Raw genomic sequence first — 24,855 nt, forward strand, 5'->3', positions numbered from 1 at the left:
CTACGATGACCAACCCACGATGGGAATCACAGCGGAGAGATTGGATGCGCCCCGAGAGTGCAATTCGTTTCGACCAGGAGTTCGCGCCGCGCATTGCCGAGGCGATCGCCGCGTGTATCGCCAAGACCGTGCACACCGACGTGTTGCCGCATGGCGAACAGGGTCAGCCCACCCGCGTGCGGATTCACGCCACGCCGCTCGATGAGCTCGGTCATTACCCGCATCCGTTGAATCTGTATCTGACCTGGGACAGCGACGAAATAGAAAGGCTGATGGGCGAGCAGGGCGCGACGCGTTTCGCCAGATATCTGGCCGCGCTGCCGCGCAAGCTCAATGCGTGGACCCAGGCGCGCGAACTCGATTTCTCCACGCACACGCAGGGTGAGCGGGTTACGTTGATCGGCGGGCTCGATTTCGAATCGTAGACGCTCGCGCGCGATTGCGGGCTTGCGTTCGAGAGCTGGATGAAAAACGGCCGCTGTGCCCGAAGAGGCAGCGGCCGTTGCTTTTGCAGCGTTGGGTTACAGCGACGCTCAGCCGCCCAGCGCCGGATCGCTCATGCTGTTGTTTGCCGTCTCGACATGACCGGCGATGCGGCGCGCGAACGTCGGGTCCGTATCGACGGTGATCGCGAGATCGTACCAGCCGTATGCTTTGCGCAGATCGAGGTACAGATTGTCGGTGTCGCCGCCGCGTACCGAATGCTTGATCATATGGCTCGCGTCGTACGCGTTGACGATCGTGAACTGGCAACGCGCGCTGCCGACGTTCTCGAGCCGCAGTTGCAGATTGCCGTTCGCGACATCGTAGCCTTCGGCGACGGCCGGCCGTGCGGTGTCCGAACCTTTCCACCAGTTCCGTGCGACCACCTTGCCCGCGAAGCGGCGCAGGAAGCCGTTCGGCCCGTGCACGCTGAAGTCGTAGCTGCCGTCGGCGTTGAGCAGCAGCGTGTCCTGCAGATGCTTGCCCGCTTCGACGGTATAGCTGCGCGGCGCGTCGGCGCTATTGGCCGCGTACACGAGGAACACCGCGCCCGCGCGGCCCGTGTTGACGAAGCGCATCGTCAGCTTGCCGTTCGAGCCTTCGTCGACGCGCACGAACAGTTCGTACGGCAACGCGCGCGCCGGGCGCACGCCCGCTTCCTGCTTCGGCACCGTCTGCACCGTCGGCGGTTGCGGCACGTAGTCCGGGTGACGGTTCTGGTCGGCCGGCACGTAGCCGCTCGTGCCCGGCAGCGACGGCACCGACGCGTTCGGATTCGCGAAGTTGAACGCGGAGGTCAGATCGCCGCACACCGCGCGACGCCACGGCGTGATGTTCGATTCGCCGAGATTGTGCTGCTGGCCGAAGCGCTTTTCGATGAAGCGGATCACCGACGTATGGTCGAACACTTCCGAGCACACATAGCCGCCTTTGGACCACGGCGAGACCACCAGCATCGGCACGCGCGGTCCGAGCCCGTACGGCCCGGCGACGTTCTTCGCATCGCCGGCATAGATTTCGTGCGTGATGTCGACGGTCGACAAACCGTTGGCACTCGACGCGGCCGCGAACGGTGCGGCGATGTGATCGAAGAAGCCGTCGTTTTCGTCGTAGTTGATCAGCAGCACGGTCTTGCTCCACACGTCCGGGTTCGACGTGAGGATCTGCAGCACCTGATCGATGTACCACGCGCCGTAGTTGGTCGGCCAGTTCGGATGCTCGCTGTACGCTTCGGGCGCGACGATCCACGACACCTGCGGCAGCGTGCCGTTCTGCACGTCGCGCTTCAGAATGTCGAAGTAGCCGTCGCCGTTGGCCGCGTTGGTGCCGGTCCGCGCGTTGTCGTATAGCGGGTTGCCCGGCTGCGCGTTGCGGTACTGATTGAAATACAGCAGCGAGTTGTCACCGTAGTTGCCGATGTACGCGTTCTGCGTCCAGCCCCACGAGCCGTTCGCGTCGAGCCCGGTGCCGATGTCCTGATAGATCTTCCACGAGATGCCCGCGTTCTGCAGCACTTCGGGGTAGGTCGACCAGCCGTAGCCGAGTTCCGAATTGTCGATTACCGGGCCGCCGCCGCTGCTGTCGTTGCCGACCCAGCCACTCCACATGTAGTAGCGATTCGGATCGGTCGGGCCCATCAGCGAGCAGTGGTAGGCGTCGCAGATCGTGAATGCGTCGGCGAGCTGATAGTGGAACGGGATATCGTCGCGCGTCAGGTAGGCCATCGTGGTCGCGCCTTTCGACGGTACCCACTGATCGTTGCGGCCACCGTTCCATGCGGCATGCGTGGAGCCCCAGTCGTGCGCGAGATCCTGCAGGAATTGCAGGCCGAGGTTCGGCGCGCCCGGACGGAACGGCAGCACGTAGCTGGCACCGCTGGCATCGGCGGTTTGCGGCTGATACCACACCGGCTGGCCGTTCGCGAGGTTGATCGCGCGCGTGTCGCCGAAGCCGCGCACGCCTTTGAGCGTGCCGAAGTAGTGGTCGAACGAACGGTTCTCCTGCATCAGCACGACGATGTGCTCGACGTCGCGGAGCGTGCCGGTCCGGTTGTTGGCCGGAATCGCGAGCGCATTGCGGATGCCCGGCGGCAGCATGCTCAACGCGGTGAAGGAACCGGCGGCTTGCGCGGCCGAGCGCAGAAAATCACGACGATTGTTTGAGGTCATGGTTGGGGCGGTGGTGGCTTTGATCTTCGGTGGAGGAAAATGGCACGGGGACGACAAATTGCGGTACTGAAACGGCGATGCTGCGTCGGACGCGCGAAGGCGGGCTAGCCGCCGCGCGCGGTGCGATTCTCAATCGACGGTATGGATGACGGGGCTGGCCAGCGGCGGCGAGGTGGCGGACAGCGCCGTGCCGGCTTCGGATGCGGGTGCCGCCGGTGTCTGGATCGTCAGCGTCGGCGGCGCGGAGTCGGCCGGCGGCGGGGCGATCGATGGGTCGCCGGGGTTAGCGGCGGAATGGTCGGTTGAACTGATCGTATTCGTGCCGGCGGGCGGGGCGTCGTCGCTGCACGCTCCCGCTAGCGCGCACAGCGCGATCACCGCGATGGCGCCCGTCAAACGTTTGCGATGGGGCGGACGAATCGGCTTCGACACGAAGGGCATGGCACGGTCTCCGGGCGGGGAAGGGATGCCTCGCAATCGATGTGCCGAGGTCAGCGATGCAGCAGCATAATCGCCGATCCGTGTAATTTTTATGAAGTATCGGTAACAGGCAGGCGCCGCTTATCGTTGTGCGCGCACGAACGCTTCGACCGCGTCGTTGAGCGCGGCGGGCGCGTCGCGATGCGGCGAGTGTCCGCATGCGTCGAGCTTCACGAGTTGCGCGTGCGGCACGCGCGCGGCGATCGTGTCGATCTGCGCCATCGTGCCGTAGTTGTCGTCGTGGCCCTGGATCGCGAGCAGCGGTCGACGGATCGGCGCGAGCGCCTCGACGATCGACCACCGCCTGAACGCAGGGTCGAGCCAGATATCGTTCCAGCCGTAGAACGCGGAATCGACGTCCGCGTGATAGCGGGCGAGCTTCGCGCGAAGATCGGTGGATTCGTAAAGCTGCTTCGTTTGGGCGATGCTTTGCACCGAGATGTCTTCGACGAATACGTGCGGCGCGATCACGACCGCGCCCGCGAGCGCATCCGGGTACAGCGCCGCATACAGCAGCGCGATCGAGCCGCCGTCGCTATGACCGATCACCCACATGCGTTGGCGTTGGCGCAGGTCGATATCGAGCGCGTCGAGCATGGTGGGGAGGATGTCGCGCGCCTGGGCGGTCATGAAATCGACCGGCCATTTGTCGTCAGGCGCACGCGCTGTCGAGAGTCCGTAGCCCGGCCGCGAATAGACGAGCCCGCGCATGCCGAGTCGCGCGCACAACGTCTGCGGCCAGTCGCGCCACATCGCGATCGAGCCGAGACCTTCGTGCAGGAATACCGCGATCGGCGAATCGTCCTGCTGAGCATTCGCCTGCTCGTTGACCCAGCGGTACTCGATGCGCAGCGGTCCATGCGACGCGCTCGCCGGCAGTTCGGCAAAGCGGCTGGCGGCACTCGCGGAGGAAGTGGCAGGGGCGGTACCTCGGTTCTGCATCAATGAATCACCTATGACTGTTCGCGTAGCTTGAAGCGTTGAATCTTGCCGGTGGCGGTCTTCGGCAGATCGTCGGTGAACACGATATTGCGCGGGTACTTGTGCGGCGCGAGCCGTGCCTTGACGAAGGTCTTCAGTTCCTCGGCGAGCATGTCGGACGGTATGAAGTCGCGTTTGAGCACGACGAACGCGCGCGTTTTCACGAGCCCGCCATGATCGACGCCGACCACCGCCGCTTCGAGCACCGCCGGATGCGCGACGAGCACCATCTCGACCTCGACCGGCGACACATATTGGCCGCTCACTTTCAGCATGTCGTCGCTGCGGCCCGCGTAGACATAGCAGCCGTTCGTGAGACGCCGATATTTGTCGCCGCTTCTGATCCATTCGCCGAGAAACGTCGCGCGCGTTTTCTCGCGATTGCTCCAGTACATCAGCGCCGCGCTCGGCCCCTTGATGAACAGATCGCCGACTTCGCCATCGGGCACCGGCCGCCCGGCTTCGTCGCGCAACTCGACTTCGTAGCCCGGCACGGGGCGCCCGGTCGTGCCGTATTCGACTTCGCCCGCGCGATTCGACAGGAAGATGTGCAGCATTTCCGTCGAGCCGATGCCATCGAGAATCTCGGCGCCGAAGTGCGCGGTGAAGCGTTCGCCGACGTCGCGTGGCAATGCCTCGCCGGCCGACGCGCACACGCGGATCGCGACGTCGGCGCGCGCGGGCAGGTTGGGCGACACCAGCATGTTCGCGTACAAGGTCGGCACGCCGTAGAACACGGTCGGGCGATGCCGGACGAGGCGCGCGAAAATCGCCTCGGCGGTCGGGCGCTCGGCCATCAGGATCGCGGTCGCGCCGACCGACAGCGGAAACGTCAGCGCGTTGCCGAGCCCATATGCAAAGAACAGTTTCGCCGCCGAAAACACCACGTCGCTCTCGACGATGCCGAGCACCGGCTTCGCATACAGCTCGGCGGTCCAGTACAGATTCGCGTGCGTATGGACGGTGCCTTTCGGCTTGCCGGTCGAGCCCGACGAATAGAGCCAGAACGCGATGTCGTCCGCATTGCTTGCACAGCCTTTGACGGCGGGTAGCGCGGTGTCGACCAGCGTTTCGAAGCGGGGCGCCGCGAGCGGCGCTTCGGTGCAGGCGTGAGGCTGCGAGACGATCGGTTGGCAGCCGTCGTCGTCGATGCTGCTCAGCGCCTCCGTCACGTTAGGTAGCAACGGTTCCGATACGATCACCGCTCGCGCGTGGCTGTGCGTCAGCATGTACGTATAGTCGGCGGCGCTCAGCAAGGTGTTCGCGACGACCGGCACGATGCCGGCGTAAAGCGCGCCGAGAAATGCGACCGGCAGCGATACGGTGTCGAGCATCACGAGCAGCACGCGTTCCTCGGGATGTACGCCGAGCGCACGCAGTGCGCTGGCGCAGCGCCGCGCTCGCTGTTCGAGTTCGCCGTAGGTCATCGCGCCGTAGTCGTCGATATAGGCGACTTTGCTCGCGCGCGCTTCGTTCAACTGGAACAGATGCCTCGCGAAGTTGAACAGCGGGGGCGGCGGCGCAACCGGCTCGCGTGCGCTCGCTTCCAGCAGGGCTTCCATATGTCTCCTCCATCCGTGGACACGGTCCGGCTCTTGGGTGATCGTGATCTGCTCGCGGCTCACGCGCGCGTGAATTCGATCGCCCCTTGCGGCAGCAGATACAGCACCAGCGCCCGGCCGTTCGCGACGCTCGGACGATGCGCCGAGCCGGGGCCATACACGCACCAGCCGGCCGGATGGCCGTCGAACGTCGCGCCGTCGGTGAGGGGCATGATCAGATCGACCTCGCCCTGCGGATGGACGTGGTGCGGACCGGCAATGTCCTGCATGTCGACGACGTCGACGGAAAAGCCGTGCGTGTCGGGCAGCGCCTTGAAGATGCGGCCGTAGCGGATGCCGCCGGCCTCGCGGTTGCACAGCCAGCCTTCGGCGACGCCGCTGCGGCATGCGTTCTCGAGTTCGTGAAAGGTGGGGCTGCCGGCGGGCCAGGTGTCGTTCAGCCAGTCGGCGAGCGCGGCGTCGAGCGGCCGCCCGGCGAGTTGCCCAGTGACGCCTGCGATCAGGCGCTGGAATTCCTGTGGGGACATGCGAGCCTCCAGAAGCGCGCTCACGCAGGCCGGCCGCCGGGTCGCCGGCCGCCGGAACTTGGGTGCATGCGTATTGCGGCGCCGTCTCCGTGACGCGGCCGGAATGCCAAGGCGGCGCGCGACTGTGTTTGTGATTGGATCAGCTTTTGGCGAAAATTAAACCGTTCACCTGGTGCGTGTCAAGCACTATAGTACATGTATCGTAGTCACGAGGTCGCAAAACATGAATCAAAAGTACCCTCCCGCACCGTTGGACGAAACCGACGACGGCGCGGCCCGCGCCGAACGCACCGGGCGCGCGGGTGAACGCACGGCCGAACGTGGCGGCGAGCGCGAAGAACGCGATCCGTTCCTGACCGCGATGGGCGAGCGTGTGCGTTTGCTGCGCGCGCGCCGCGGCATGACGCGCAAGACGCTGGCGGCCGAAACCGGTTTGTCGGAGCGGCATCTGGCGAACCTCGAATCGGGCGTCGGCAATGCGTCGGTGCTGGTGCTGCGGCAGCTCGCGGCCACGCTGAACTGCTCGCTCGCCGAGGTGATCGGCGACGAAACCACCGCGTCGGCCGAATGGCTGCTGATCCGCGAGCTGCTGCGGGGGCGCGACCAGGCGGCACTGCAGCGCGCGCGCATCGCGCTCGCCGAGATGTTCGCGCAGGCGCCGCGCGACCCGCACCGCAAGGACCGCATCGCGCTGATCGGCCTGCGCGGCGCGGGTAAGTCGACGCTCGGGCGCATGCTCGCGCAGGAGCGCAAGGTGCCGTTCATCGAGCTCACGCGCGTGATTGAACAGCTCGCGGGCTGTCCGCCGTCGGAGATTCATTCGCTGTACGGCGCGAGCGCGTATCGACGCTACGAGCAACGCGCGCTCGAGGCGGTGATCCACGAGCATCCGCACGCGGTGATCGCGTCGCCGGGCGGGCTCGTGTCGGAAGCGGGCACGTTCAACCTGCTGCTGTCGCACTGCTTCACCGTGTGGTTGCAGGCGACGCCCGAGGAACATATGCGCCGCGTCGTCGCGCAAGGCGATCTGCGGCCGATGTCCGGCAACCGCGAGGCGATGGACGACCTGAAGCGCATCCTCGCCGGGCGCGCCGAGCTGTACGGACGCGCGGACATGTCGTTCGACACCAGCGAAAAGACGCTCGCCGATGCGTACCTGCAGTTGCGCGACCGTCTCGCCGCGCGTCTCGCGGCGGAAGCCCCCGACGAGGCGCGCGTGAGCTGACCGATCGCGGGCGCCAGGGTTTCCCCGTAAAAATGCACTAAAGTGCTTTACGCTGGTATGACGATGCACTATTGTGCAAAAAAACAGATTGCATCGTCCAGTCAGGAGACGCCCCATGTCCACAGCACCCACCGCCATTGCTCAGGCCGCGCCGGTCGACTATCGCACCGACCCGTCGCAGTACAAGCATTGGAAGCTCAGCTTCAACGGTCCGGTCGCGACGCTCGGCATCGACATTGCCGAGGACGGCGGCATTCGCGACGGCTACAAGCTGAAGCTCAATTCGTATGATCTCGGCGTCGACATCGAGCTGCACGACGCGATTCAGCGCATTCGCTTCGAGCATCCGGAAGTCCGCACGGTGGTGGTGACGAGCCTGAAGGACCGGGTGTTCTGCTCGGGCGCGAATATCTTCATGCTGGGGCTGTCATCGCACGCGTGGAAGGTCAACTTCTGCAAATTCACGAACGAAACCCGCAACGGGCTCGAAGATTCGTCGCGCCATTCGGGGCTCAAGTTTCTCGCCGCGGTGAACGGCGCGTGCGCGGGCGGCGGTTATGAACTCGCGCTCGCCTGCGATGAAATCTATCTGATCGACGATCGTTCCTCTTCGGTGTCGCTGCCGGAAGTGCCGCTGCTCGGCGTGCTGCCCGGCACCGGCGGACTCACGCGCGTGACCGATAAGCGCAAGGTGCGCCACGATCGCGCGGATATCTTCTGCACGGTGGTCGAGGGCGTGCGCGGCGAACGCGCGAAGACCTGGCGTCTCGTCGACGAAGTCGTGAAGCCGAACCAGTTCGAGCAGGCCATTCAGGCGCGCGCGCTCGAACTCGGCGCGCACAGCGATCGTCCGGCCGCAGCGCCGGGCGTCGCGCTCACGCGCATCGAACGCACGGATCGCGAAGCTGGCCTCAGCTATCAGACGGTCGACGTCACGATCGATCGCGCGAAACGTGTGGCGACCTTCACTGCGCGGGCGCCACAGACCGAGCAACCGACCGGCATCGCCGCGATCGTCGCGGCCGGCGCCGACTGGTGGCCGCTGCAATTCGCCCGTGAACTCGACGACGCGATCCTCTCGATGCGCACCAACGCGCTCGACATCGGCACCTGGGTGTTCAAGACCGAAGGCAACGCGCGCCACCTGCTCGCGGTCGATGCGACGCTGCTGCAGCACCGGGATCACTGGTTCGTGCGCGAAACGATCGGTATGCTGCGCCGCACGCTCGCGCGCCTCGACGTGTCGTCGCGCTCCATCTTCACGCTGATCGAGCCGGGTTCATGCTTCGCCGGCACGTTCGCGGAACTCGCGTTCGCCGCCGATCGCACCTACATGGCCGCGCTGCCCGACAACGAGGACGAGGAGCCGGCGATCACGCTGTCGGAAGTCAACTTCGGCCTGTATCCGATGGTGACGCATCAGTCGCGGCTCGCGCGGCGCTTCTACGAGGAAGCCGAGCCGCTCGGCGCGGCGCGCGCGCTGATCGGCCAGCCGGTCAAGGCGCTCGACGCGGAGCGCCTCGGTCTCGTCACCGCGTCGCCTGACGATATCGATTGGGCCGACGAAATCCGCATCGCGCTCGAAGAACGCGCGGCGATGTCGCCCGATGCCTTGACCGGCCTCGAAGCGAATCTGCGCTTCAATGGGCCGGAGACGATGGAGACGCGCATTTTCGGCCGTCTCACCGCCTGGCAGAACTGGATCTTCAACCGGCCGAACGCAGTGGGCGAGAAGGGTGCGCTCAAGGTGTACGGCAAGGGCAGCAAGGCGCAATTCGATGTGTCGCGCGTGTGAGATGCGCCGCGCTCACTCCGACTGAACGACGCCGCCTGCCGATACGCGCCTCTCGCCACTGCAGCTTCCGAACAGGGAATTGACCCAGGGAACCGACCATGTCCTCGATCAACTACAGCGAAAAGATTCCGAACAACGTCAACCTCGCCGACGACCGTGCGCTGCAACGCGCGCTCGAACAATGGCAGCCGAACTTTCTGTCATGGTGGGGCGACATGGGCCCGGAAGGCTCACACGGTTACGACGTGTATCTGCGCACCGCGGTCAGCGTCGATGCGGGCGGCTGGGCGCACTTCGACTACGTGAAGATGCCCGAGTACCGCTGGGGCATTTTCCTCACGCCGGGCGAGCAGGATCGCACGATCCACTTCGGCGAGCACAAGGGCGAAGCCGCGTGGCAGGACGTGCCCGGCGAGCATCGCGCGAACCTGCGCCGCATCATCGTCACGCAGGGCGATACGGAACCGGCCTCGGTCGAGCAGCAGCGTCACCTCGGTTTAACCGCGCCGTCGCTGTACGATCTGCGCAACCTGTTCCAGGTCAACGTCGAGGAAGGCCGCCACTTGTGGGCGATGGTGTACCTGCTGCATCGCTACTTCGGCCGCGACGGTCGTGAGGAAGCCGAAGCCTTGCTCGGCCGTCGCTCGGGCGACGAGGACAACCCGCGCATTCTCGGCGCGTTCAACGAGAAAACGCCGGACTGGCTCGCGTTCTACATGTTCACGTACTTCACCGACCGCGACGGCAAGTTCCAGTTGTCGGCGCTCGCGGAGTCGGGCTTCGATCCGCTCGCGCGCACGACGAAGTTCATGCTGACCGAGGAAGCGCATCACATGTTCGTCGGCGAATCGGGCGTGTCGCGCGTGATCCAGCGCACCGCTCAGGTGATGAACGAACTCGGCACCGACGACGTCGCGAAGATCCGCGCGGCCGGCGTGATCGATCTGCCGACCATCCAGCGCTATCTGAACTTCCATTACTCCGTCACGATCGACCTGTTCGGCGCCGATCATTCGTCGAACGCGGCGACGTTCTATAGCTCGGGTCTGAAGGGCCGCTACGAGGAAGGCAAGCGCGACGACGATCATCGCCTGAACGAGCATGCTTACAAGCTGCTCGACGTGCGGGACGGCAAGCTCGTCGAGCGCGAAGTGCCGATGCTCAACGCGATGAACGAAGTGCTGCGCGACGATTACATCAAGGACTCGGTTGCGGGCGTTGGGCGCTGGAACAAGGTGCTCGAGAAGGCCGGCGTCGACTTTCGCATGACGGTGCCGCACAAGGCGTTCAACCGGCAGATCGGCACGTTCGCCGGCACGCGGGTGTCGCCGGACGGCCGCGTGCTCAGCGAAGCCGAATGGGCCGCCAACGAAGCGAACTGGCTCGCCACGCCGGAAGACCGCGCGTTCGTCGCTTCGCTGATGGGCCGCGTCGCCGAGCCGGGCAAGTTCGCGAACTGGATCGCGCCGCCCGCGATGGGCGTGAACCGTCAGCCGGTCGATTTCGAATACGTGCGCTTCAACTGAAGCAGGCGAGGAAGTCATGAACGGGCCAGTATCGGTCGAAGTTCTGCGGCAGCATCTGATCGATCCGGAGATCTGCATTCGCTGCAATACCTGCGAAGAGACCTGTCCGGTCGATGCGATCACGCACGACGACAACAACTACGTCGTGAAGGCCGACGTCTGCAACGGCTGCATGGCCTGCGTGCCGCCGTGCCCGACCGGCGCGATCGACAACTGGCGCACCGTGCTGAAGGCCGACGCGTATTCGATCGACGAGCAGTTTACGTGGGACGTGTTGCCGGAGCAGAACACGATGGCGGTGCCGGCTGAAGAACCGGTGGCCGCGTCTACCGCGGGCGACAGCGCCGCCGAAGCGGACGGCATCGAAGTGGATACCGTGCGCGGCGCGGTCGTGCCGCCGTGGTCCGCCGCGAAGCCGTACGTGAATCTCTACACGCATAAGGCGCCGACCACCGCGACGGTGGTCGGCAACTACCGGCTCACCGACAGCGCGACGTCGAGCGACATCCATCACATCGTGCTCGATTTCGGCTCGATGCCGTTTCCGGTGCTCGAAGGCCAGTCGATCGGCATTCTGCCGCCGGGAGCTGCCGCCGACGGCCGCGTGCATCACGCGCGCCAGTACTCGATCGCGAGTCCGCGCGATGGCGAGCGGCCCGGCTATAACAACGTGTCGCTGACGGTGAAGCGGGTGTCGCAGCAGCACGGCGACGCGATCGACGGCGTGTGCTCGAACTATCTGTGCGATCTGAAGAAGGGCGACGTGGTCAACGTGATCGGTCCGTTCGGCAGCACCTTCCTGATGCCGAATCATCCGAACTCGCATCTGCTGATGATCTGCACGGGCACTGGTTCCGCGCCGATGCGCGCGATGACCGAGTATCGCCGCCGCAAGCGCCTCAAAGGCGCGACCGGCAAGCTGATGCTGTTCTTCGGCGCGCGCACCAGGGAGGAGCTGCCGTACTTTGGACCGCTGACGAATCTGCCGAAGGATTTCATCGACACCACGCTCGCGTTTTCGCGCACCCCAGGACAGGCGAAGCGCTACGTGCAGGACGCAATGCGCGAACGTTCGGCCGACGTCGCGAACCTGCTGAAGGACGACAACACCTATATCTACGTGTGCGGCCTCAAGGGCATGGAGGACGGTGTGCTGCAGGCGCTCAAGGATATCGGCGAGCAGCATCAGCTCGATTGGGAAGCGTTGTGGGCGAAGCTGAAGCGGGAAGGGCGGCTGCATCTGGAGACGTACTGAGCGGCGCGCCGACACGTCGACCCACACCGAAAGCTCCGCGAAAAGGCTCCGCAAAGGCTCGTGAAAGCATAAGCGCTTGCGGGGCCTTTTTGCCTGCGCCATATGCTTGACGGCAGAGCGCAGCGGCTGACCTGTGCGGATCGACGCACCGCGCGCGAAGCGCTTTGAAAATCGCGCACGGTTTGCTACAGTCGGCCCACACAGCCGGCCGCACGCCGGCACTCCCCGCCAAACGCGGCAGTCCGCCACCTGCGCAGGCACTCAGACGGAGCCGTCCGATGAAGCCGATTCGTTCACTTGCGATGATTGCGCTGTTGCAGGCAGCACTGGCGCATCCGGCTAGCGCCGACGATCTCGCGCGGATCAAGGCATCGGGCGTGTTCCGGATCGGCACCGAAGGTACGTACGCCCCGTTCACCTACCACGACGACGCGGGCAAGCTGACCGGCTTCGACGTCGAGATTGGGAGCGCGATCGCGCAGCGTCTCGGCGTCAAGCCGCAATTCATCGAAGGCAAATGGGAAGGACTGGTCGGCGGTCTCGACATCAATCGCTACGACGCGGTGATCAACGAGGTCGCGATCACCGACGAGCGCAAGCTCAAATACGATTACTCGGACCCGTACATCACGTCGCACGCGGTGCTGATCGTCGCATCGGACAACACGACGATCAAATCTTTCGACGACCTGAAGGGCCGCAAATCGGCCAATACGCTGACCAGCAACGTCGGCAGGATCGCGGCCGCGCACGGCGCGCAGGTGATTCCGGCGCAGGGCTTCGACGAATCGATCGAGCTGCTCGTCGCGGGCCGCGTCGACGCGACCGTCAACGATTCATTGTCGTTTCTCGACTACAGGAAGCGCGAGCCCGAGGCGAGGATCAAGGTCGTCGCGGTCGATACGTCGCCCGATAACAGCGACAAGTCGGCCGTACTGATCCGCAAGGGCAATCCAAAGCTGCGCCTGGCGATCGACGACGCGCTCGCCGGCATGAGAAAAGACGGTACGTATCAGCGGATTTCGCTGAAGTACTTCGGCCGGGACGTGTTTCATTGACCGTCGGCCGACGTTGACGCGGATAAATCCACATTAAAAAAGAAGGGGCGTCGAAACGCCCCTTCTTCGTTGTCGTCAGCCCGTCGAACATGCGGCGTGCCGCACGTTCAACGCGGCAGACGCTGGCCTCACACCGTCGCGTCGCTCAGCGCGGCGTCGAAGAAGCGCTCCTGGGCATCCGTGTTCACGCGTGCATACGCGCGGTTCACGCCGCTGATCACCGCGCGGATCGACGCGGTGATCAGGTTCGCATCGACACCGACGCCGAACGCGCTGCCGGCCACATCGGTGCCGGCCATTTCGGCGATCGCGATCGCGCGCGCATCGGCGCCCTGCGTGAGCGCGCGTTCCTCGTAGTGCTGGATGCGCACGGGCACGTCGAAGGCGTGCATCAGCGCGTCGAGCGGGCCGTTGCCGGAGCCGCCCAGCACGCGCGGCGTGCCGTTGATTTCGACGTTGAGCTTGATGTGCTCGCGGCCGTCATGCTCGGACAGGCTGTGGCTGATATAGCGGACCGGCTCGGCCGTGCGCACGTATTCCTGCTGGAACAGTTCCCAGATCTGCGCGGGCGTGACTTCCTGGCCGCTCTGGTCGGTGAAGCGCTGCACGGCCGAGCTGAAATCGACCTGCAGACGGCGCGGCAACACGACGCCGTAGCTCTGCTCGAGCAGGTACGCGATACCGCCCTTGCCCGACTGGCTGTTCACGCGAATCACGGAGTCGTAGGTTCGGCCGAGGTCGCTCGGATCGATCGGCATGTACGGCACTTCCCAGATCGCGTCCGGCTTCTGCGCGGCGAAGCCCTTCTTGATCGCGTCCTGGTGCGAGCCCGAGAACGCGGTGAAGACGAGATCGCCGACATACGGATGACGCGGATGCACCGGCAACTGCGTGCATTCCTCGGCCGTGCGCGCGACTTCGTTGATGTTCGAGAAATCGAGCTCGGGGTCGACGCCCTGCGTGTACAGGTTCAACGCGAGCGTGACGAGGTCGACGTTGCCGGTGCGCTCGCCGTTGCCGAACAGACAACCTTCGACGCGATCCGCGCCCGCCATCACCGCGAGCTCCGCGGCCGCGACGGCCGTGCCGCGGTCGTTATGCGGGTGGACGGAGACGATCAGCGAGTCGCGACGCGCGAGATTGCGGTGCATCCATTCGATCTGGTCGGCGTAGACGTTCGGCGTGGCCATTTCGACGGTGGCCGGCAGATTGACGATCGCCTTGTGCTCGGGCGTCGGTTGCCAGATGTCGAACACCGCGTCGCAGACTTCCTTCGCGAATTCGAGTTCGGTGCCGCTGAACACTTCCGGGCTGTATTGCAGCGTGAAGTGCGTGTCCGGTTGCGCGTCGGCGAGGCGCTTCATCGTGCGCGCGGCCTTCTGCGCGAGTTCGATCACGCCGCTCTTTTCGAGGCCGAACACGATCTTGCGGAATTCCGGCGCGGTCGCGTTGTACAGATGGACGATCGCGCGCGGGGCGCCGCGCAACGATGCGAAAGTACGCTCGATCAGATCGTCGCGCGCCTGCGTGAGCACTTCGATCGTCACGTCGTCGGGAATATGGCCGCCCTCGATCAGCTCGCGCACGAAGTTGAAATCGGTCTGCGACGCCGACGGAAACGCGACTTCGATTTCCTTGAAGCCAATCTGCACCAGCGTCTTGAACATGCGCATCTTGCGCTCGGCGTTCATCGGTTCGAACAGCGCCTGGTTGCCGTCGCGCAGATCGGTGCTCATCCAGATCGGCGCGCGCGTGATGGTGCGCGACGGCCACTGGCGATCCGTCAAATTGATCGGCTTGAACGAACGGTACTTGGTAGCAGGGTTTTTCAACATTTTCATCATCCGGGGGGGGGGGCCGTGGAATGGGTGTCGACCGGACGACGAAAACGCGATACTGGGCCGCCGGTCGGAAACCGGGGCTGGGTCAGTTACTGGGGATTCAAGCGATGCTTCGGTGTATCAGAGAGAAGCGGACGCGCGCAGCAGCAGACCTAGCCCGGTAGAGCGGGCTAGTAGTAGCGATAGGGTGGTCTGGGCGCGGTACATAGTGCGCAATGGGAACATATTATTGAGAAAGCGTCAAGGGCCGAGGTGGAGTGGGCCGCGGCCTGCTCGGCTGCAGAAGGGGGCGAGCGGCCGCTCGCATGGAAGGTGCCGTGGGACGCTCGCGCGGCACTCGATTCAGGGGTGAGCTCACGAGGCGTCGTCAATTCACAGAGCAGGAGGTGAACATGAAAAGAGTAGCGAAGATATCCGGCCTCGCGAGGATCTGCGCGTGCGCGGCGTTGGCATGTGGGTTCGCCGGGCAGGCCGGCGCGCAGGGGCTCAGCGCGCAGAACGACATGAACGCGCCGCAGAACAGTACAGGTCTGATGCCGCAGGCGGCGCGCGGCAGCGAGTATCCGACGCATGGCAACCAGCAGGCGGGCGAGCTGAATCTGAATCCGACCGATCCGCGTGCGCAACTGGTCAACGGCTTGCCGAACAACGCGAGCGCGGGCGGCTATGGCGCGCCGCTGGCGGGCGTGCGTACATACGTGCAACCGCCCCAGCCGGCGAATTGAGACTGGCGAAGCAGGATCGGCAGACGAAGACTACGACGCTGAAGGCGGCAAGCTGAAGCCGTTGCGTGCCGCGCAGTCTTCGTCGACGCCCCGCGTTGATCACCTGCCGGACCAAAGTCGCAACGTATCGCTGTTCACCATCACCGATACGCCTATCGTGAGCAGGATCAGCGGCAGCAGCGCCGAACCGTATCGCCGGATCGGCGCGCCGAGCAACGGGTGGTCGACCAGCCATGCCGCGCCCGCGCACCAGAGCCCGATCATCACGACGAACACGAGCGAAACCAGCGCGTTCTCGGCGGGCGTACGACTCGCGTATAGCGGCACGTAGACGGCGAGGTTGTCCGAGCCGTTGGCGATGGCGACGCTCGCGACGGTCCAGCTCGATGAGCCGCGAACGGATGGCGGGGCGCTTGCGCGGCTGTCCTCGCTATCTTCGCTGGCGTTGCGCCGCGCGTGGCCGGGACCGAAGCGCTGCCAGGCCTTGTGCAGGCCCACGACGATCGGCAGCAAGCCGAGCAGGCCCACATAACCGGCCGGCAGGCGCGTGAGCAACGCCGCGAGCACGAGCGCCGCGGCGACGAGGATCAAAGAGCCCGCGTACTGTCCCGCGACCACGCGGCGCCGCTCCACTCCCGTTTCGGTCAGAAAGCCGAGCAGCACGAACAGGTTGTCGATATTGGTCGCGGCGTAGGCGACGATCGCGAGCAGGACGAGGCTGAGCATGAAGAAGCCGGGATCGTTACCGGGAGTAGAGTCGTTTTGAATTCGCCGCGCAATGTGGGCAACCGGGCTGCCGGCTGCGCCATCGAGGGCGCGACCGGTCAACACAATGCCGATGCGCCGCGTCAAGGTCAAGCGGCCGGCGGCCGCTAAGCCGGGCGATGGGGTCGTAAGCTACAATGACCGAGGCTTGGAACAACGGAACATCGATGAAGATTCGCCTTCTCTCTATCGCCTGTGTCGCGAGCGCCGCGGCGCTGCTGGCGGCCTGCACGATCGGTACCCGCAACTCGAGCGCATGCGAACAATTGATGCGCAGCAAGCTGGCCGAGGCGTCGTCGGGGATGTCGTCGGATACGCTGCGGGTCACGCATCGCGGGGCCGCGATTCGCGGCTCGCGCGTCGTGGTGGAGGGGACGATCGAGCACCGGGTAAGCGCGTCCGAGGTGGCGGTCTCCGAGCCGCTCGCGGCATCGGCATCGCAAGCGGCGACGGACGTCAACGTGGCCGCGAAGCAGGCCGAGCCGAAGAGGGGCAGCACGCCGGCCGCCGCCGAGTGCACGTTCCACGGCGAAGAGCTGGAGGTATTCCGCTGGCTCGCGCCGGCAAAGCTGGCCGCGCCGGCCGCGCCGGCCGCGCAACCCGCCAGCGCGGCGGGCTGAGTTCCCGTCCGCGTCTCGCGCCATCGCTGCGCATCCAACCCAATCAACCTCAGAACGCGTAATACGGCCCCTGGCCGGCCGGCGTATTGCGCGCCGCAATCGCCGTGTAAATGCGTTTGCCGTAAAAGAACGGCAAGCCCCAGCCGAAGCCCTGACTCGAATTGCCGGCGAGATTGTCGAACGCGTTGTTCGACGATGAGAACAGCGTGCTCGAATTGGCTATGTCGAATGACACCGTGCTCGACACGCCATCGATGCCGGTGATCGACGCGCTCGCCGACTGCGTCGAAGTCGGGCAGTACCAGAAGCCGCACAACGGGAACTGCGTCGAGTGGAAGAACAGGCCGTTCGAGCCGCTGTCGAGATAGCTCACCGCATAGGTCTGACCGCCCGAGTTCGTCGTCACGTAGCCGGTCGCGGCGTTCGCCTTCAGGACGTTCGGGCTCGTCAGCGTGTTGTTCGACTGGGTGCCGATGCCGAAGATCAACGAGCCCGACACGCTGGCCGCGCCCGCATCGGCGACGGCCGGCAGGTCGATCACGACGCCGTTGTTGTCGAGCGGGAAGCTGCTGACCGGGTTGGTCACCTGCTGTGCGAGCGGCTGCGCGGTTGCGGTGCAGCCGCTCGTCGTGCAGCTGTAGTACCAGCGCGGCAATGCGGAGTTCGAGCAGCCGTTGCCGCAGTCGACCGGGAACAGGCCCACGCCGAGGATCCCGTTCGAGTGCAGGCTCGACACCGTCAGCAGCGACGCGCCGGAGTTCGCGCAGTCGGTGGGTGCGGCGGGCAGCGCACTGTCGGCGATTACCTGGATCGGAATCGATGACGCCTGTTGGCCAGCCATGCGTACGTCCGCGTTGCGGATCGAGCCCCACGCATAACCGCTGCCGAACACCGCGCATTCGGCGCTCACGCCGCCGCCCGCGGCGATGGTCGGCAGCGACAGGGTCGTCGGCAGCGCCGATGCGAGGATGCGCAGGCCGTTCGAGCCGGTGTCGACCTGGATGTCGTCGATCGTCGCGCAGTTGCTGGTGCCGGCCTGGCAGACGGTGACGCTCGTCGTCAGCATGTTGCGCGTATTGCCGGGCGATACGCCGACCGTGACCAGCTGCACGTTGGGCGTGGTCGATTGCGGCACGTTCGCGCTCTGCGTCGTGTTCGACGCGCTCGTGGAACTGGTCGACGAGGTCGGCGCAGTCGCGGACGGCGTCGAGCCCGAGCCGGACGAACTGGACGAGGAACTGCCGCCTCCGCCGCCGCAGCCGACGAGGGCCGCGCAGACGATCAGAAGCAGGGCATGGAAACGCAAGGCGGATTTCATGGCGTGGCGATCCGTCGGGTGGAACTCAGGCGTGAAGGGGGCGCGAGCGACGCGTGCGGGGCGCACGCGTTACTGGATGTCGTCGGAGGTGACGCCGGCGGGCAAAGCCGCCGGCAGCCACGCGCGGCCGACATAGCCGCGCATCGGTCCGCCGGACTCGACGATCACGTCGGCGCGCGTGACCCGCGACGAATGCAGATTGCCGCTGCCGGCCGCCGCCGCGGCACCTGTCTTGTACGAGTCGCCGTATGTGCCGAGTAGCGCGTGCAGATCCGGCATCGTCGGGCCTTGCCACGCGTAGGCGACGATCAGGCCGGTGCTGGTCGCGTATTCGTTGATGGTCGTATTGCCAGCGTCGGTCCACGTGCGCTCGCGCAGTGCGCCATTGAGCAGCGTGCGCGGCGCGCTCGCGCCCGACACCGCCTGGCTCGGCATCGTGCCGCCCAATTCGGCATGCGCGCCGAAGCTCGCGCAGCACGCGACGACGGCGATCGCCGAGGCGATCGCGGATGGATTGAGACAGGACTGGGACATGAGGCCTTCCTCGTTTGGCGCCGGATTTTTTATTGAGATAACTCGATTAATCTAGCGCTGGTTTTTTCTGGTCTTTGCACATCGCGGCGGACAGGACCGCACGCCACGTTTAAAAACAAGCCGCATGCAGACCGGAAGCCCTTATTCGGCGGGCCTCCGGCAAAGACTTGGGAATACTCCCAAGGTCAACTCGAAAGTATTATTGAGTGTTAAATTTACCTCATAAGAAGGCAAATAGCATGATGGGCGCGGACTTTTTTCCCGTGGTCGCTTCGTAGCCGTGGCATGCGGCGATTCGCGGGCAAACCCCAGTTTTTGCACAGGCCTCGCCGGGACCGGTAAAATGTTGGGTTGATCCACGGAAACTTGCCGTGGCGTAGCGGAAGGATTCCCCGAACATGACTGATTTTCGTCTCACCAAGCGGTTTGCAGTAATGCTCATGGCAGGCGGGCTGGTCGCCGGCTGCGGCACCTCGTCGCCGACCAAAATCGACTATAGGAGCGACTCCCGTTCGAAGCAGGTATCGCTTGCCGTACCGCCGAACATGATCGACGAGACGGCCGATCAGCGTTCGCTGCCGCCGCAGGGCGGCGAAACCTCGCTGTCCACGCTGAAACAGGTGCAGGCACAGGCGCCGGCCGGCGACGCGGTCGCGGTCGTGCCGCCCGTCCAGGGCATCCACATCCAGCGCGACGGCACCGAGAGCTGGCTCGTGATCGACAATAAAACGCCCGATCAGGCCTGGCCGCAAATCCGCCGCTTCTGGCAGGAGCAGGGCTTCCTGCTCGTCGTCGACCAGCGCGACAAGGGCGTGATGGAAACCGACTGGAACGAAACCCACGCGCAGATCAACGACGGCTTTATCCGCAACACGCTGTCGAAGGCGATGGGCAACAGCTACGTGAGTTCGGAGCGCAACAAGTTCCGCACGCGTCTCGAAGCGGCGCCGAAGGGCGGCACCTATGTGTTCGTCAGCCAGAAAGGCATGCGTGAGGCGATCACCGGTACGAACAACGAGTCGACCCAGTGGCAACCCAAGCCGAACGACCCGGCGCTCGAGCAGGAATACCTGAAGCGCCTGATGGTCTCGCTGGCGCGGGCCGATTCGGGTAGCAACGCGGGTGGCACGCAGAACGCCGAGCTGTCGCCCGCGGGCACGCAGATCGCGCCGAACGCCGCGACGGCGGGTGCGAAGTCGGCGACGGCCGCCGTTGTCGCGCAGAACGTCGCGCTCGCGGCGCAACCGCCTATGCCGGACGCGGATTCGGCCAACAACACGTCGGCGCAGCTCTCATCGACCGAACTCACGCTCGGCGAGCCGTATGACCGCGCGTGGCTGCGCGTGGGCCTCGCACTCGATCGCAGCAATTTCACGGTCGACGATCGCGACATGAGCCGCGGCCTCTATTTCGTGCGCTACGTCGATCCGAAGGATATGTCGTCGGCCGAGCAGGGCTTCTGGAGCCAGGTCTTCCACGGCAAGAAGGAGAAGGTCGCCAGGCAGTATCGCGTGAACGTGCGCGCGGTGACGCCGAACCAGACCCGCGTGGCCGTGGTCGACGACAAGGGTCAGCTTGACGAAAGCTCGCAGGCCAAGCAGATCATGAGCCTGATGGCCGACCAGCTGCACTGATACGAGAGCCTCGCGGCCGACGCCGGCGGTTCGACGAAACCGCCCGGAGAAATCCGGGCGGTTTTTTTTTGACTATGCATTTGACGCGCGAACGGCGCGCGCGTGAGCCGATGTAACGTGACCGGATCGGCAAGCCGCGACCCGACGCGGTTGCCGATTGACTCCGTGCGCTCAGGTATCCGCGCGCCGCGTCCCCATCCACGGCAAGCGCTTGACTACGCCGGTCGCCAACGCGGTGCCGACCAGAATCACCGCGCACCCTTCGAGCATGCCGGGCGACACCGTCTCGCCGAGAAACAACGCGCCCCACAGAATGCCGAAGATCGGAATCACGAAGGTCACGGTGATCGCGCGCGTCGGCCCGGCGACCGCGATCAGATGGAAGAAAAGCATGTACGCGATGCCGGTACAGGCGACGCCGAGCGCGATCACCGCGCCCCACGCGCGCAGCGAGATCGGCGCGGCGGGCCAGTAGATGACCGCGAGCGGCAGCAGCACGATCGTCGCGCCGATCATCGTGCCGGTCGCGACGGTCAGCGCGTCGACGCCAGTCAGGTGACGCTTCGTGTAGTTGGCGGCGATGCCGTAGAGCAGCGTGGCGCCGAGCGCGGCACCGGCCGCGAGCGCGACGCTCAGCGGCGAGGCGGCCGAGCCGGCCGGCGCCGCGATCTGATCCCACACGAGCATCAGCACGCCGAGAAAGCCGACCACGAGACCGAGCGTGCGCAGTGCGCTGAGCCGGTCGCGCAGCCACAGGAAGCCGACCAGCGCGCCCCACAGCGGCGCGCACGCATTGATCACCGACGTGACGCCCGCCGACAGCGTCAGCTCGGCATACGCGAACAGGCAGAATGGTGCCGCCGAATTGACGATACCGACCACGAGCAGCGGCACTGCGCGCGTGCGCAACACGGTGGCGGACTGTTGCAGCGGCCGTCGCGCGATCAGCACGATCGCGAGAAAGAGGGCGCCGATGCCGACGCGCAGCGCCATCAGCGGCGCGACGCCGAAGTCGGTCACGCCGACGCGGATGAACAGGAACGATGCGCCCCACAGGGCAGCGAGGATCAGCAGTTGCAGCAGGTTTCTGGTTTTCATTGGAATGGCGCCGCGCGCAGTTGAGTCGGGACGCCAGCTCATCGTAACAGTGCGATCGCGCGAATCGTTTCAGTACAGGATGAAACGGCAAGATCCGGGAGACGGCCGCGTCCGGTGAGGTCGATGGTAAGCGCTGCGAGGGCGCGCGCCAAACGAGCAATTCTCGCCGATATGTGAGAAAAATTGCGATCGGCGGAACGGCAGTGGGAATGGGATCGGAAACGGCGCCCGCGATGCGCGGGCGGCCGTCCGAAAAGATGTGAATTGCATTGCACCGTTACTGGCGCGACCTCAATGCGGAATCATCCATTGCAGGACGTTCTGCTGCGCCCAGACGAGCACGCCAAGCAGCACCGTCAGCAGAATCGAATGTTTGAAGGTCTTGGCGAACACGACGCCTTCCTTGCCCTTCAACTCGGTGGTCGCGACGCCGGTCGCGATGTTCTGCGGCGAGATCATCTTGCCCATCACGCCGCCCGACGAGTTGGTCGCCGCCATCAGCACCGGATTCAGATTGAGCTGGTTGGCCGCGACCACCTGCAGATTGCCGAACAGCGCATTGCCCGACGTATCGCTGCCCGACAGGAACACCGCCACCCAGCCGAGGAACGCCGACACGAGCGGAAACAGCGGCCCGACCGACGCAACGCCGAGACCGAGCGTGTAGGTGAGTCCCGAGTAGTTCATCAGGTAAGCGAGGCCGACGATCGTTGCCACGGTCAGGATCGCGATGCGCGTTTGCACCCACGTATCGGAGATCGCCTTGCCGAACTCGGCGGGCGAGAGCCGTACGACGAACGCCGTGATGAGCGCGGCGACGAGGATCGCGGTACCGGTCGCGAGCGGCTGGAAGTCCCAGATCGCGCCGTACGGCGTGTTGTAGAGCGTGATGAACACGGCCTTGTCGAGACCGGGCCACGACACCTTGATGTCGCCGATCGTGAAGATCCTCGCGATCGTCCAGATGATCACGACGACCGACACGATGATCCACGGATACCAGCCCTGTGCGCCGCCGATCTTGCCGCGCACCTCGCTGATGCGATCGACGTTGACCGCGAATTTCGGATCGACGGCGGGCTTCCAGACGCGCAGGAACGCAACGGTGAGGATCAGCGAAACCAGCGAAGACAGCACGTCGGTCAGGCTGTAGTTGATGAAGTTCGAGACGACGAACTGGGTCAGCGCGAAGCTCAGGCCCGAGACCAGCAGCACCGGCCAGATCCGCAGCATGTTGCGAAAGCCCGCGTACACGGCGATCACATAGAAGGGCAGCAGGACCGCGAAGAAAGGCAATTGCCGCCCGACCATCTTGCCGAGCACATCGGACGGCAGATGGGTGACCGCGCCGAGCACCGTGATCGGCACGCCGAGCGCGCCGAACGCGACCGGCGCGGTGTTGAAGATCAGCGTGAAGGTCAGCGCTTCGAGCGTCGGAAAGCCGAGCATGATCAGCAGCGAGCTCGTGATCGCGACCGGCGTGCCGAAACCCGAAATGCCCTCGAGCAGCGCGCCGAACGAAAAGCCGACCACGACGAGCACGATGCGCCGGTCGTTCGGCAGGTTGTCGATCATCCACAGGCGGAAGGCCTCGAAGCGCCCCGAGCGCTGCGCGATGTTGTACAGCAGGATCGCGGTGAACACGATCCACATCACTGGCCAGATCGCGAACACGACGCCAGCCGCGACCGAGTTGAACGCGAGCCCGACCGGAAACTGCCAGACGAAAATCGCCACGATCAAACCGATGATCAGTCCCGCGAGCGACGCTTGCCACGCGGGCCTGCGCGCCCAGCCGAGCAGCGCGAGCACGGCGATGATCGGCAGCGCGGCGACGATGAACGACGGAAAAAGCGAATTGCCAACCGGAGTGAGTAGTTGATGAAACATCACGTCTCCTTCGTTGTTGTGTAATTCGACGCGGGGGATTGCGCATGACGGCGCGTCGCTCTGATTCGGCGAACGCTCGCAAGTGGCCTCGACAAAGCGGCGTCGCCCGATTTAAGCGGGTGCTGCATGAAACCTTCCAAGGATAGAGCGCCTTACCGGCGCGTCAAGCCGGGAAAGTACGGGCGGGGTATGCGCGGTGGAGGGCGATACGCGCGGAAAAACGACTCATGAAGAAGCGCGCGCGCCGGCAGTTGAAGTGCCGGCGCGTGCACGCTCCGCGACGAAAGAGGACAGGTCAATGCGAGTGGCCGCCCCCATGACCGCCCCCGTGACCGCCCCAATGGCCGCCCCAATAACCGCCAATGCCGATCGCAATCGACGGTCCGTAGTAGGCGGGGTAGCCGTAATAAGCGGGATAAGGATAAGCCGGCGGCGGATAGTAGGCGGGATAAACCGGCGGCGCCGCATACACGGGCGCGGGGACCGCATAACCGGGCGGCATGTCTTGCGGTGCGACCTGCATTTGCGCCTGGGCTTGAGGCGGCTGCTGTTGATCGGTCGCCGGCGCGGTTTGGTCGGCTGTGGTCGCGGGCGCGGTCGAATAGTACGACGGGTAATAGCCGGCGGGATAGTAGCCGGCGGGGTAATAGCAGCCTGCAAAAAAGAGACTCGAGGCGAGCACGCAAATCGCGGTGGCGGGACGCGCGAATCTCGCGGAAAAACTGGACGAATCGCGTGGCGTCGAGAGGCGCACCACGCAACGATGGGTGACGACGCGGGACTTCATGGCGCGCTCCTCGATGAACCGATGCCGCCTTGCGCGACGTCGTTATGAGGAGCTTACGCTCTTGCCGCGGCAGCGCTGTGGCAAAACCGCAACCGCATATTTCAGCCTATTTCCACGCGCGTTGTCGGGACGAGGGCGCACCGCATCCGCCGCCCTCGGCAGTCCGGATCGTGGTCCGAAAAAATCGTTTGCTGTCCTGTATGAATCGTTAGACGCGTCATCGGACGCAACGCTCACTTGCCGCTCACTTGCCGACCTGGTTACCGATGACGCCGCCTACCGCCGCGCCGCCCAACGTCGACAGGCCGCTGCCACCGATCGCCGCGCCAGCGGCGCCGCCGACACCCGCGCCGATCGCGGTGTCGCGTGTGCGTGGGGACATGTCGCCGCATGCCGCGAGACCCGCGACAAGTGAAAGGGCGGCTGTGACCGTACCAAGACGAGTACCGAGATGACGGATCGATTTCATGATGCTGACTCCGCTCGTTGTTGGAAACAGATGTTTCCTTCTCTCAGCACGCAACGTGCCTGCTCGATGCGGTGGAATAGAAAAGCCCGCCATGCCGGCGGGCTTCGATACTGC

General features: G+C 65.1%; 22 protein-coding genes. 9 read left to right on the forward strand and 13 right to left on the reverse strand.

The genetic code is table 11. From position 1 onward, the window contains the following. Positions 1-44 precede the first annotated feature (44 nt). Positions 45-425 (forward strand): DUF5594 family protein, encoded by a 381-nt coding sequence (locus HDG33_RS02005; RefSeq protein WP_184021950.1) that lies wholly within the window; start codon positions 45-47, stop codon positions 423-425. 108 nt (positions 426-533) lie between these two features. Here HDG33_RS02005 and HDG33_RS02010 read toward each other — a convergent pair whose 3' ends face one another. The 5 genes from HDG33_RS02010 to HDG33_RS02030 all read right to left on the reverse strand — a co-directional run bounded on the left by HDG33_RS02010 (position 534) and on the right by HDG33_RS02030 (position 6,201). Then, positions 534-2,651: a phosphocholine-specific phospholipase C gene (locus tag HDG33_RS02010; protein ID WP_184021953.1), complete on the reverse strand. Its 2,118-nt coding sequence runs from the start codon at positions 2,649-2,651 to the stop codon at positions 534-536. 129 nt (positions 2,652-2,780) lie between these two features. After that, entirely contained in the window at positions 2,781-3,092 is a 312-nt protein-coding gene (locus tag HDG33_RS02015; RefSeq protein ID WP_184021956.1) for a hypothetical protein, read from the reverse strand. A 120-nt stretch (positions 3,093-3,212) separates the two neighbouring features. Then, positions 3,213-4,073, reverse strand: coding sequence for an alpha/beta fold hydrolase (locus tag HDG33_RS02020; protein WP_184021959.1), 861 nt, complete (start codon positions 4,071-4,073; stop codon positions 3,213-3,215). An 11-nt stretch (positions 4,074-4,084) separates the two neighbouring features. Then, positions 4,085-5,674: a benzoate-CoA ligase family protein gene (locus HDG33_RS02025; RefSeq protein WP_184021963.1), complete on the reverse strand. Its 1,590-nt coding sequence runs from the start codon at positions 5,672-5,674 to the stop codon at positions 4,085-4,087. A gap of 59 nt (positions 5,675-5,733) precedes the next feature. Beyond that, positions 5,734-6,201: a DUF4863 family protein gene (locus HDG33_RS02030; RefSeq protein WP_184021966.1), complete on the reverse strand. Its 468-nt coding sequence runs from the start codon at positions 6,199-6,201 to the stop codon at positions 5,734-5,736. A 223-nt stretch (positions 6,202-6,424) separates the two neighbouring features. Between HDG33_RS02030 and HDG33_RS02035 the strand changes: the two genes are divergently transcribed. From HDG33_RS02035 to HDG33_RS02055, 5 genes are all read left to right on the forward strand, one after another. Continuing rightward, positions 6,425-7,426 carry a helix-turn-helix transcriptional regulator gene (locus HDG33_RS02035; RefSeq protein ID WP_184021969.1) on the forward strand — a complete coding sequence of 334 codons (1,002 nt, stop codon included), beginning with the start codon at positions 6,425-6,427 and terminating at the stop codon, positions 7,424-7,426. A gap of 115 nt (positions 7,427-7,541) precedes the next feature. Continuing rightward, positions 7,542-9,221: a 2,3-epoxybenzoyl-CoA dihydrolase gene (gene boxC, locus HDG33_RS02040; RefSeq protein WP_184021972.1), complete on the forward strand. Its 1,680-nt coding sequence runs from the start codon at positions 7,542-7,544 to the stop codon at positions 9,219-9,221. A gap of 98 nt (positions 9,222-9,319) precedes the next feature. Then, the gene (boxB, locus tag HDG33_RS02045; RefSeq protein ID WP_184021975.1) at positions 9,320-10,747 is read left to right on the forward strand and encodes a benzoyl-CoA 2,3-epoxidase subunit BoxB; all 1,428 of its coding nucleotides are present in this window, start codon (positions 9,320-9,322) and stop codon (positions 10,745-10,747) included. A 16-nt stretch (positions 10,748-10,763) separates the two neighbouring features. Continuing rightward, complete coding sequence (boxA, locus tag HDG33_RS02050; protein WP_184021979.1) at positions 10,764-12,002, forward strand: benzoyl-CoA 2,3-epoxidase subunit BoxA; 1,239 nt, start codon at positions 10,764-10,766, stop codon at positions 12,000-12,002. Positions 12,003-12,280: 278 nt separating this feature from the next. Next, entirely contained in the window at positions 12,281-13,060 is a 780-nt protein-coding gene (locus HDG33_RS02055; RefSeq protein WP_184021982.1) for an amino acid ABC transporter substrate-binding protein, read from the forward strand. Between the two features lie 128 nt (positions 13,061-13,188). Here HDG33_RS02055 and leuA read toward each other — a convergent pair whose 3' ends face one another. Next, positions 13,189-14,895, reverse strand: a complete 1,707-nt coding sequence (gene leuA, locus HDG33_RS02060) for a 2-isopropylmalate synthase (RefSeq protein WP_184021986.1) — start codon at positions 14,893-14,895, stop codon at positions 13,189-13,191. 398 nt (positions 14,896-15,293) lie between these two features. Here leuA and HDG33_RS02065 point away from each other — a divergent pair, with 398 nt between their 5' ends. Beyond that, the gene (locus HDG33_RS02065; protein WP_184021997.1) at positions 15,294-15,626 is read left to right on the forward strand and encodes a hypothetical protein; all 333 of its coding nucleotides are present in this window, start codon (positions 15,294-15,296) and stop codon (positions 15,624-15,626) included. A 99-nt stretch (positions 15,627-15,725) separates the two neighbouring features. Here HDG33_RS02065 and HDG33_RS02070 read toward each other — a convergent pair whose 3' ends face one another. After that, the gene (locus HDG33_RS02070; protein ID WP_184022008.1) at positions 15,726-16,352 is read right to left on the reverse strand and encodes a cadmium resistance transporter; all 627 of its coding nucleotides are present in this window, start codon (positions 16,350-16,352) and stop codon (positions 15,726-15,728) included. A 206-nt stretch (positions 16,353-16,558) separates the two neighbouring features. Here HDG33_RS02070 and HDG33_RS02075 point away from each other — a divergent pair, with 206 nt between their 5' ends. After that, positions 16,559-17,011, forward strand: a complete 453-nt coding sequence (locus tag HDG33_RS02075) for a hypothetical protein (RefSeq protein ID WP_184022011.1) — start codon at positions 16,559-16,561, stop codon at positions 17,009-17,011. A 49-nt stretch (positions 17,012-17,060) separates the two neighbouring features. Here the strand turns inward: HDG33_RS02075 and HDG33_RS02080 are convergent, their stop codons facing one another. Together HDG33_RS02080 and HDG33_RS02085 are read right to left on the reverse strand one after the other, a co-directional pair. Next, positions 17,061-18,329: a DUF3443 domain-containing protein gene (locus tag HDG33_RS02080; RefSeq protein WP_184022014.1), complete on the reverse strand. Its 1,269-nt coding sequence runs from the start codon at positions 18,327-18,329 to the stop codon at positions 17,061-17,063. Between the two features lie 69 nt (positions 18,330-18,398). After that, positions 18,399-18,863, reverse strand: a complete 465-nt coding sequence (locus HDG33_RS02085; protein ID WP_184022017.1) for a DUF2844 domain-containing protein — start codon at positions 18,861-18,863, stop codon at positions 18,399-18,401. A 398-nt stretch (positions 18,864-19,261) separates the two neighbouring features. On the opposite strand from HDG33_RS02085, the gene bamC reads away from it, so the two are divergent. Beyond that, complete coding sequence (gene bamC, locus HDG33_RS02090; RefSeq protein WP_184022020.1) at positions 19,262-20,497, forward strand: outer membrane protein assembly factor BamC; 1,236 nt, start codon at positions 19,262-19,264, stop codon at positions 20,495-20,497. Between the two features lie 171 nt (positions 20,498-20,668). Here the strand turns inward: bamC and HDG33_RS02095 are convergent, their stop codons facing one another. From HDG33_RS02095 to HDG33_RS02110, 4 genes are all read right to left on the reverse strand, one after another. Continuing rightward, positions 20,669-21,595 carry a DMT family transporter gene (locus HDG33_RS02095; RefSeq protein ID WP_260330284.1) on the reverse strand — a complete coding sequence of 309 codons (927 nt, stop codon included), beginning with the start codon at positions 21,593-21,595 and terminating at the stop codon, positions 20,669-20,671. A gap of 291 nt (positions 21,596-21,886) precedes the next feature. Continuing rightward, positions 21,887-23,485 carry an L-lactate permease gene (locus HDG33_RS02100; RefSeq protein ID WP_184022025.1) on the reverse strand — a complete coding sequence of 533 codons (1,599 nt, stop codon included), beginning with the start codon at positions 23,483-23,485 and terminating at the stop codon, positions 21,887-21,889. A gap of 295 nt (positions 23,486-23,780) precedes the next feature. Further along, positions 23,781-24,272 (reverse strand): hypothetical protein, encoded by a 492-nt coding sequence (locus HDG33_RS02105; RefSeq protein ID WP_184022027.1) that lies wholly within the window; start codon positions 24,270-24,272, stop codon positions 23,781-23,783. A gap of 244 nt (positions 24,273-24,516) precedes the next feature. Further along, positions 24,517-24,741 (reverse strand): glycine zipper 2TM domain-containing protein, encoded by a 225-nt coding sequence (locus tag HDG33_RS02110; RefSeq protein WP_184022029.1) that lies wholly within the window; start codon positions 24,739-24,741, stop codon positions 24,517-24,519. Positions 24,742-24,855 lie beyond the last annotated feature (114 nt).

The organism is Paraburkholderia sp. Cpub6, from assembly GCF_014201065.1.
Classification (GTDB): Bacteria; Pseudomonadota; Gammaproteobacteria; order Burkholderiales; family Burkholderiaceae; genus Paraburkholderia; species Paraburkholderia tuberum.

Coding starts and splice junctions, on each gene's coding strand:
- HDG33_RS02105 (WP_184022027.1), bottom strand. CDS start 24,272: ATGAAGTCCCGCGTCGTCACCCATCGTTGCGTGGTGCGCCTCTCGACG.
- HDG33_RS02010 (WP_184021953.1), bottom strand. CDS start 2,651: ATGACCTCAAACAATCGTCGTGATTTTCTGCGCTCGGCCGCGCAAGCC.
- bamC (WP_184022020.1), top strand. CDS start 19,262: ATGACTGATTTTCGTCTCACCAAGCGGTTTGCAGTAATGCTCATGGCA.
- boxB (WP_184021975.1), top strand. CDS start 9,320: ATGTCCTCGATCAACTACAGCGAAAAGATTCCGAACAACGTCAACCTC.
- HDG33_RS02075 (WP_184022011.1), top strand. CDS start 16,559: ATGAAGATTCGCCTTCTCTCTATCGCCTGTGTCGCGAGCGCCGCGGCG.
- HDG33_RS02110 (WP_184022029.1), bottom strand. CDS start 24,741: ATGAAATCGATCCGTCATCTCGGTACTCGTCTTGGTACGGTCACAGCC.
- HDG33_RS02020 (WP_184021959.1), bottom strand. CDS start 4,073: ATGCAGAACCGAGGTACCGCCCCTGCCACTTCCTCCGCGAGTGCCGCC.
- HDG33_RS02100 (WP_184022025.1), bottom strand. CDS start 23,485: ATGTTTCATCAACTACTCACTCCGGTTGGCAATTCGCTTTTTCCGTCG.
- HDG33_RS02030 (WP_184021966.1), bottom strand. CDS start 6,201: ATGTCCCCACAGGAATTCCAGCGCCTGATCGCAGGCGTCACTGGGCAA.
- HDG33_RS02005 (WP_184021950.1), top strand. CDS start 45: ATGCGCCCCGAGAGTGCAATTCGTTTCGACCAGGAGTTCGCGCCGCGC.
- HDG33_RS02095 (WP_260330284.1), bottom strand. CDS start 21,595: ATGAAAACCAGAAACCTGCTGCAACTGCTGATCCTCGCTGCCCTGTGG.
- HDG33_RS02085 (WP_184022017.1), bottom strand. CDS start 18,863: ATGTCCCAGTCCTGTCTCAATCCATCCGCGATCGCCTCGGCGATCGCC.
- HDG33_RS02070 (WP_184022008.1), bottom strand. CDS start 16,352: ATGCTCAGCCTCGTCCTGCTCGCGATCGTCGCCTACGCCGCGACCAAT.
- HDG33_RS02080 (WP_184022014.1), bottom strand. CDS start 18,329: ATGAAATCCGCCTTGCGTTTCCATGCCCTGCTTCTGATCGTCTGCGCG.
- boxC (WP_184021972.1), top strand. CDS start 7,542: ATGTCCACAGCACCCACCGCCATTGCTCAGGCCGCGCCGGTCGACTAT.
- boxA (WP_184021979.1), top strand. CDS start 10,764: ATGAACGGGCCAGTATCGGTCGAAGTTCTGCGGCAGCATCTGATCGAT.
- HDG33_RS02055 (WP_184021982.1), top strand. CDS start 12,281: ATGAAGCCGATTCGTTCACTTGCGATGATTGCGCTGTTGCAGGCAGCA.
- leuA (WP_184021986.1), bottom strand. CDS start 14,895: ATGTTGAAAAACCCTGCTACCAAGTACCGTTCGTTCAAGCCGATCAAT.
- HDG33_RS02015 (WP_184021956.1), bottom strand. CDS start 3,092: ATGCCCTTCGTGTCGAAGCCGATTCGTCCGCCCCATCGCAAACGTTTG.
- HDG33_RS02065 (WP_184021997.1), top strand. CDS start 15,294: ATGAAAAGAGTAGCGAAGATATCCGGCCTCGCGAGGATCTGCGCGTGC.
- HDG33_RS02025 (WP_184021963.1), bottom strand. CDS start 5,674: ATGGAAGCCCTGCTGGAAGCGAGCGCACGCGAGCCGGTTGCGCCGCCG.
- HDG33_RS02035 (WP_184021969.1), top strand. CDS start 6,425: ATGAATCAAAAGTACCCTCCCGCACCGTTGGACGAAACCGACGACGGC.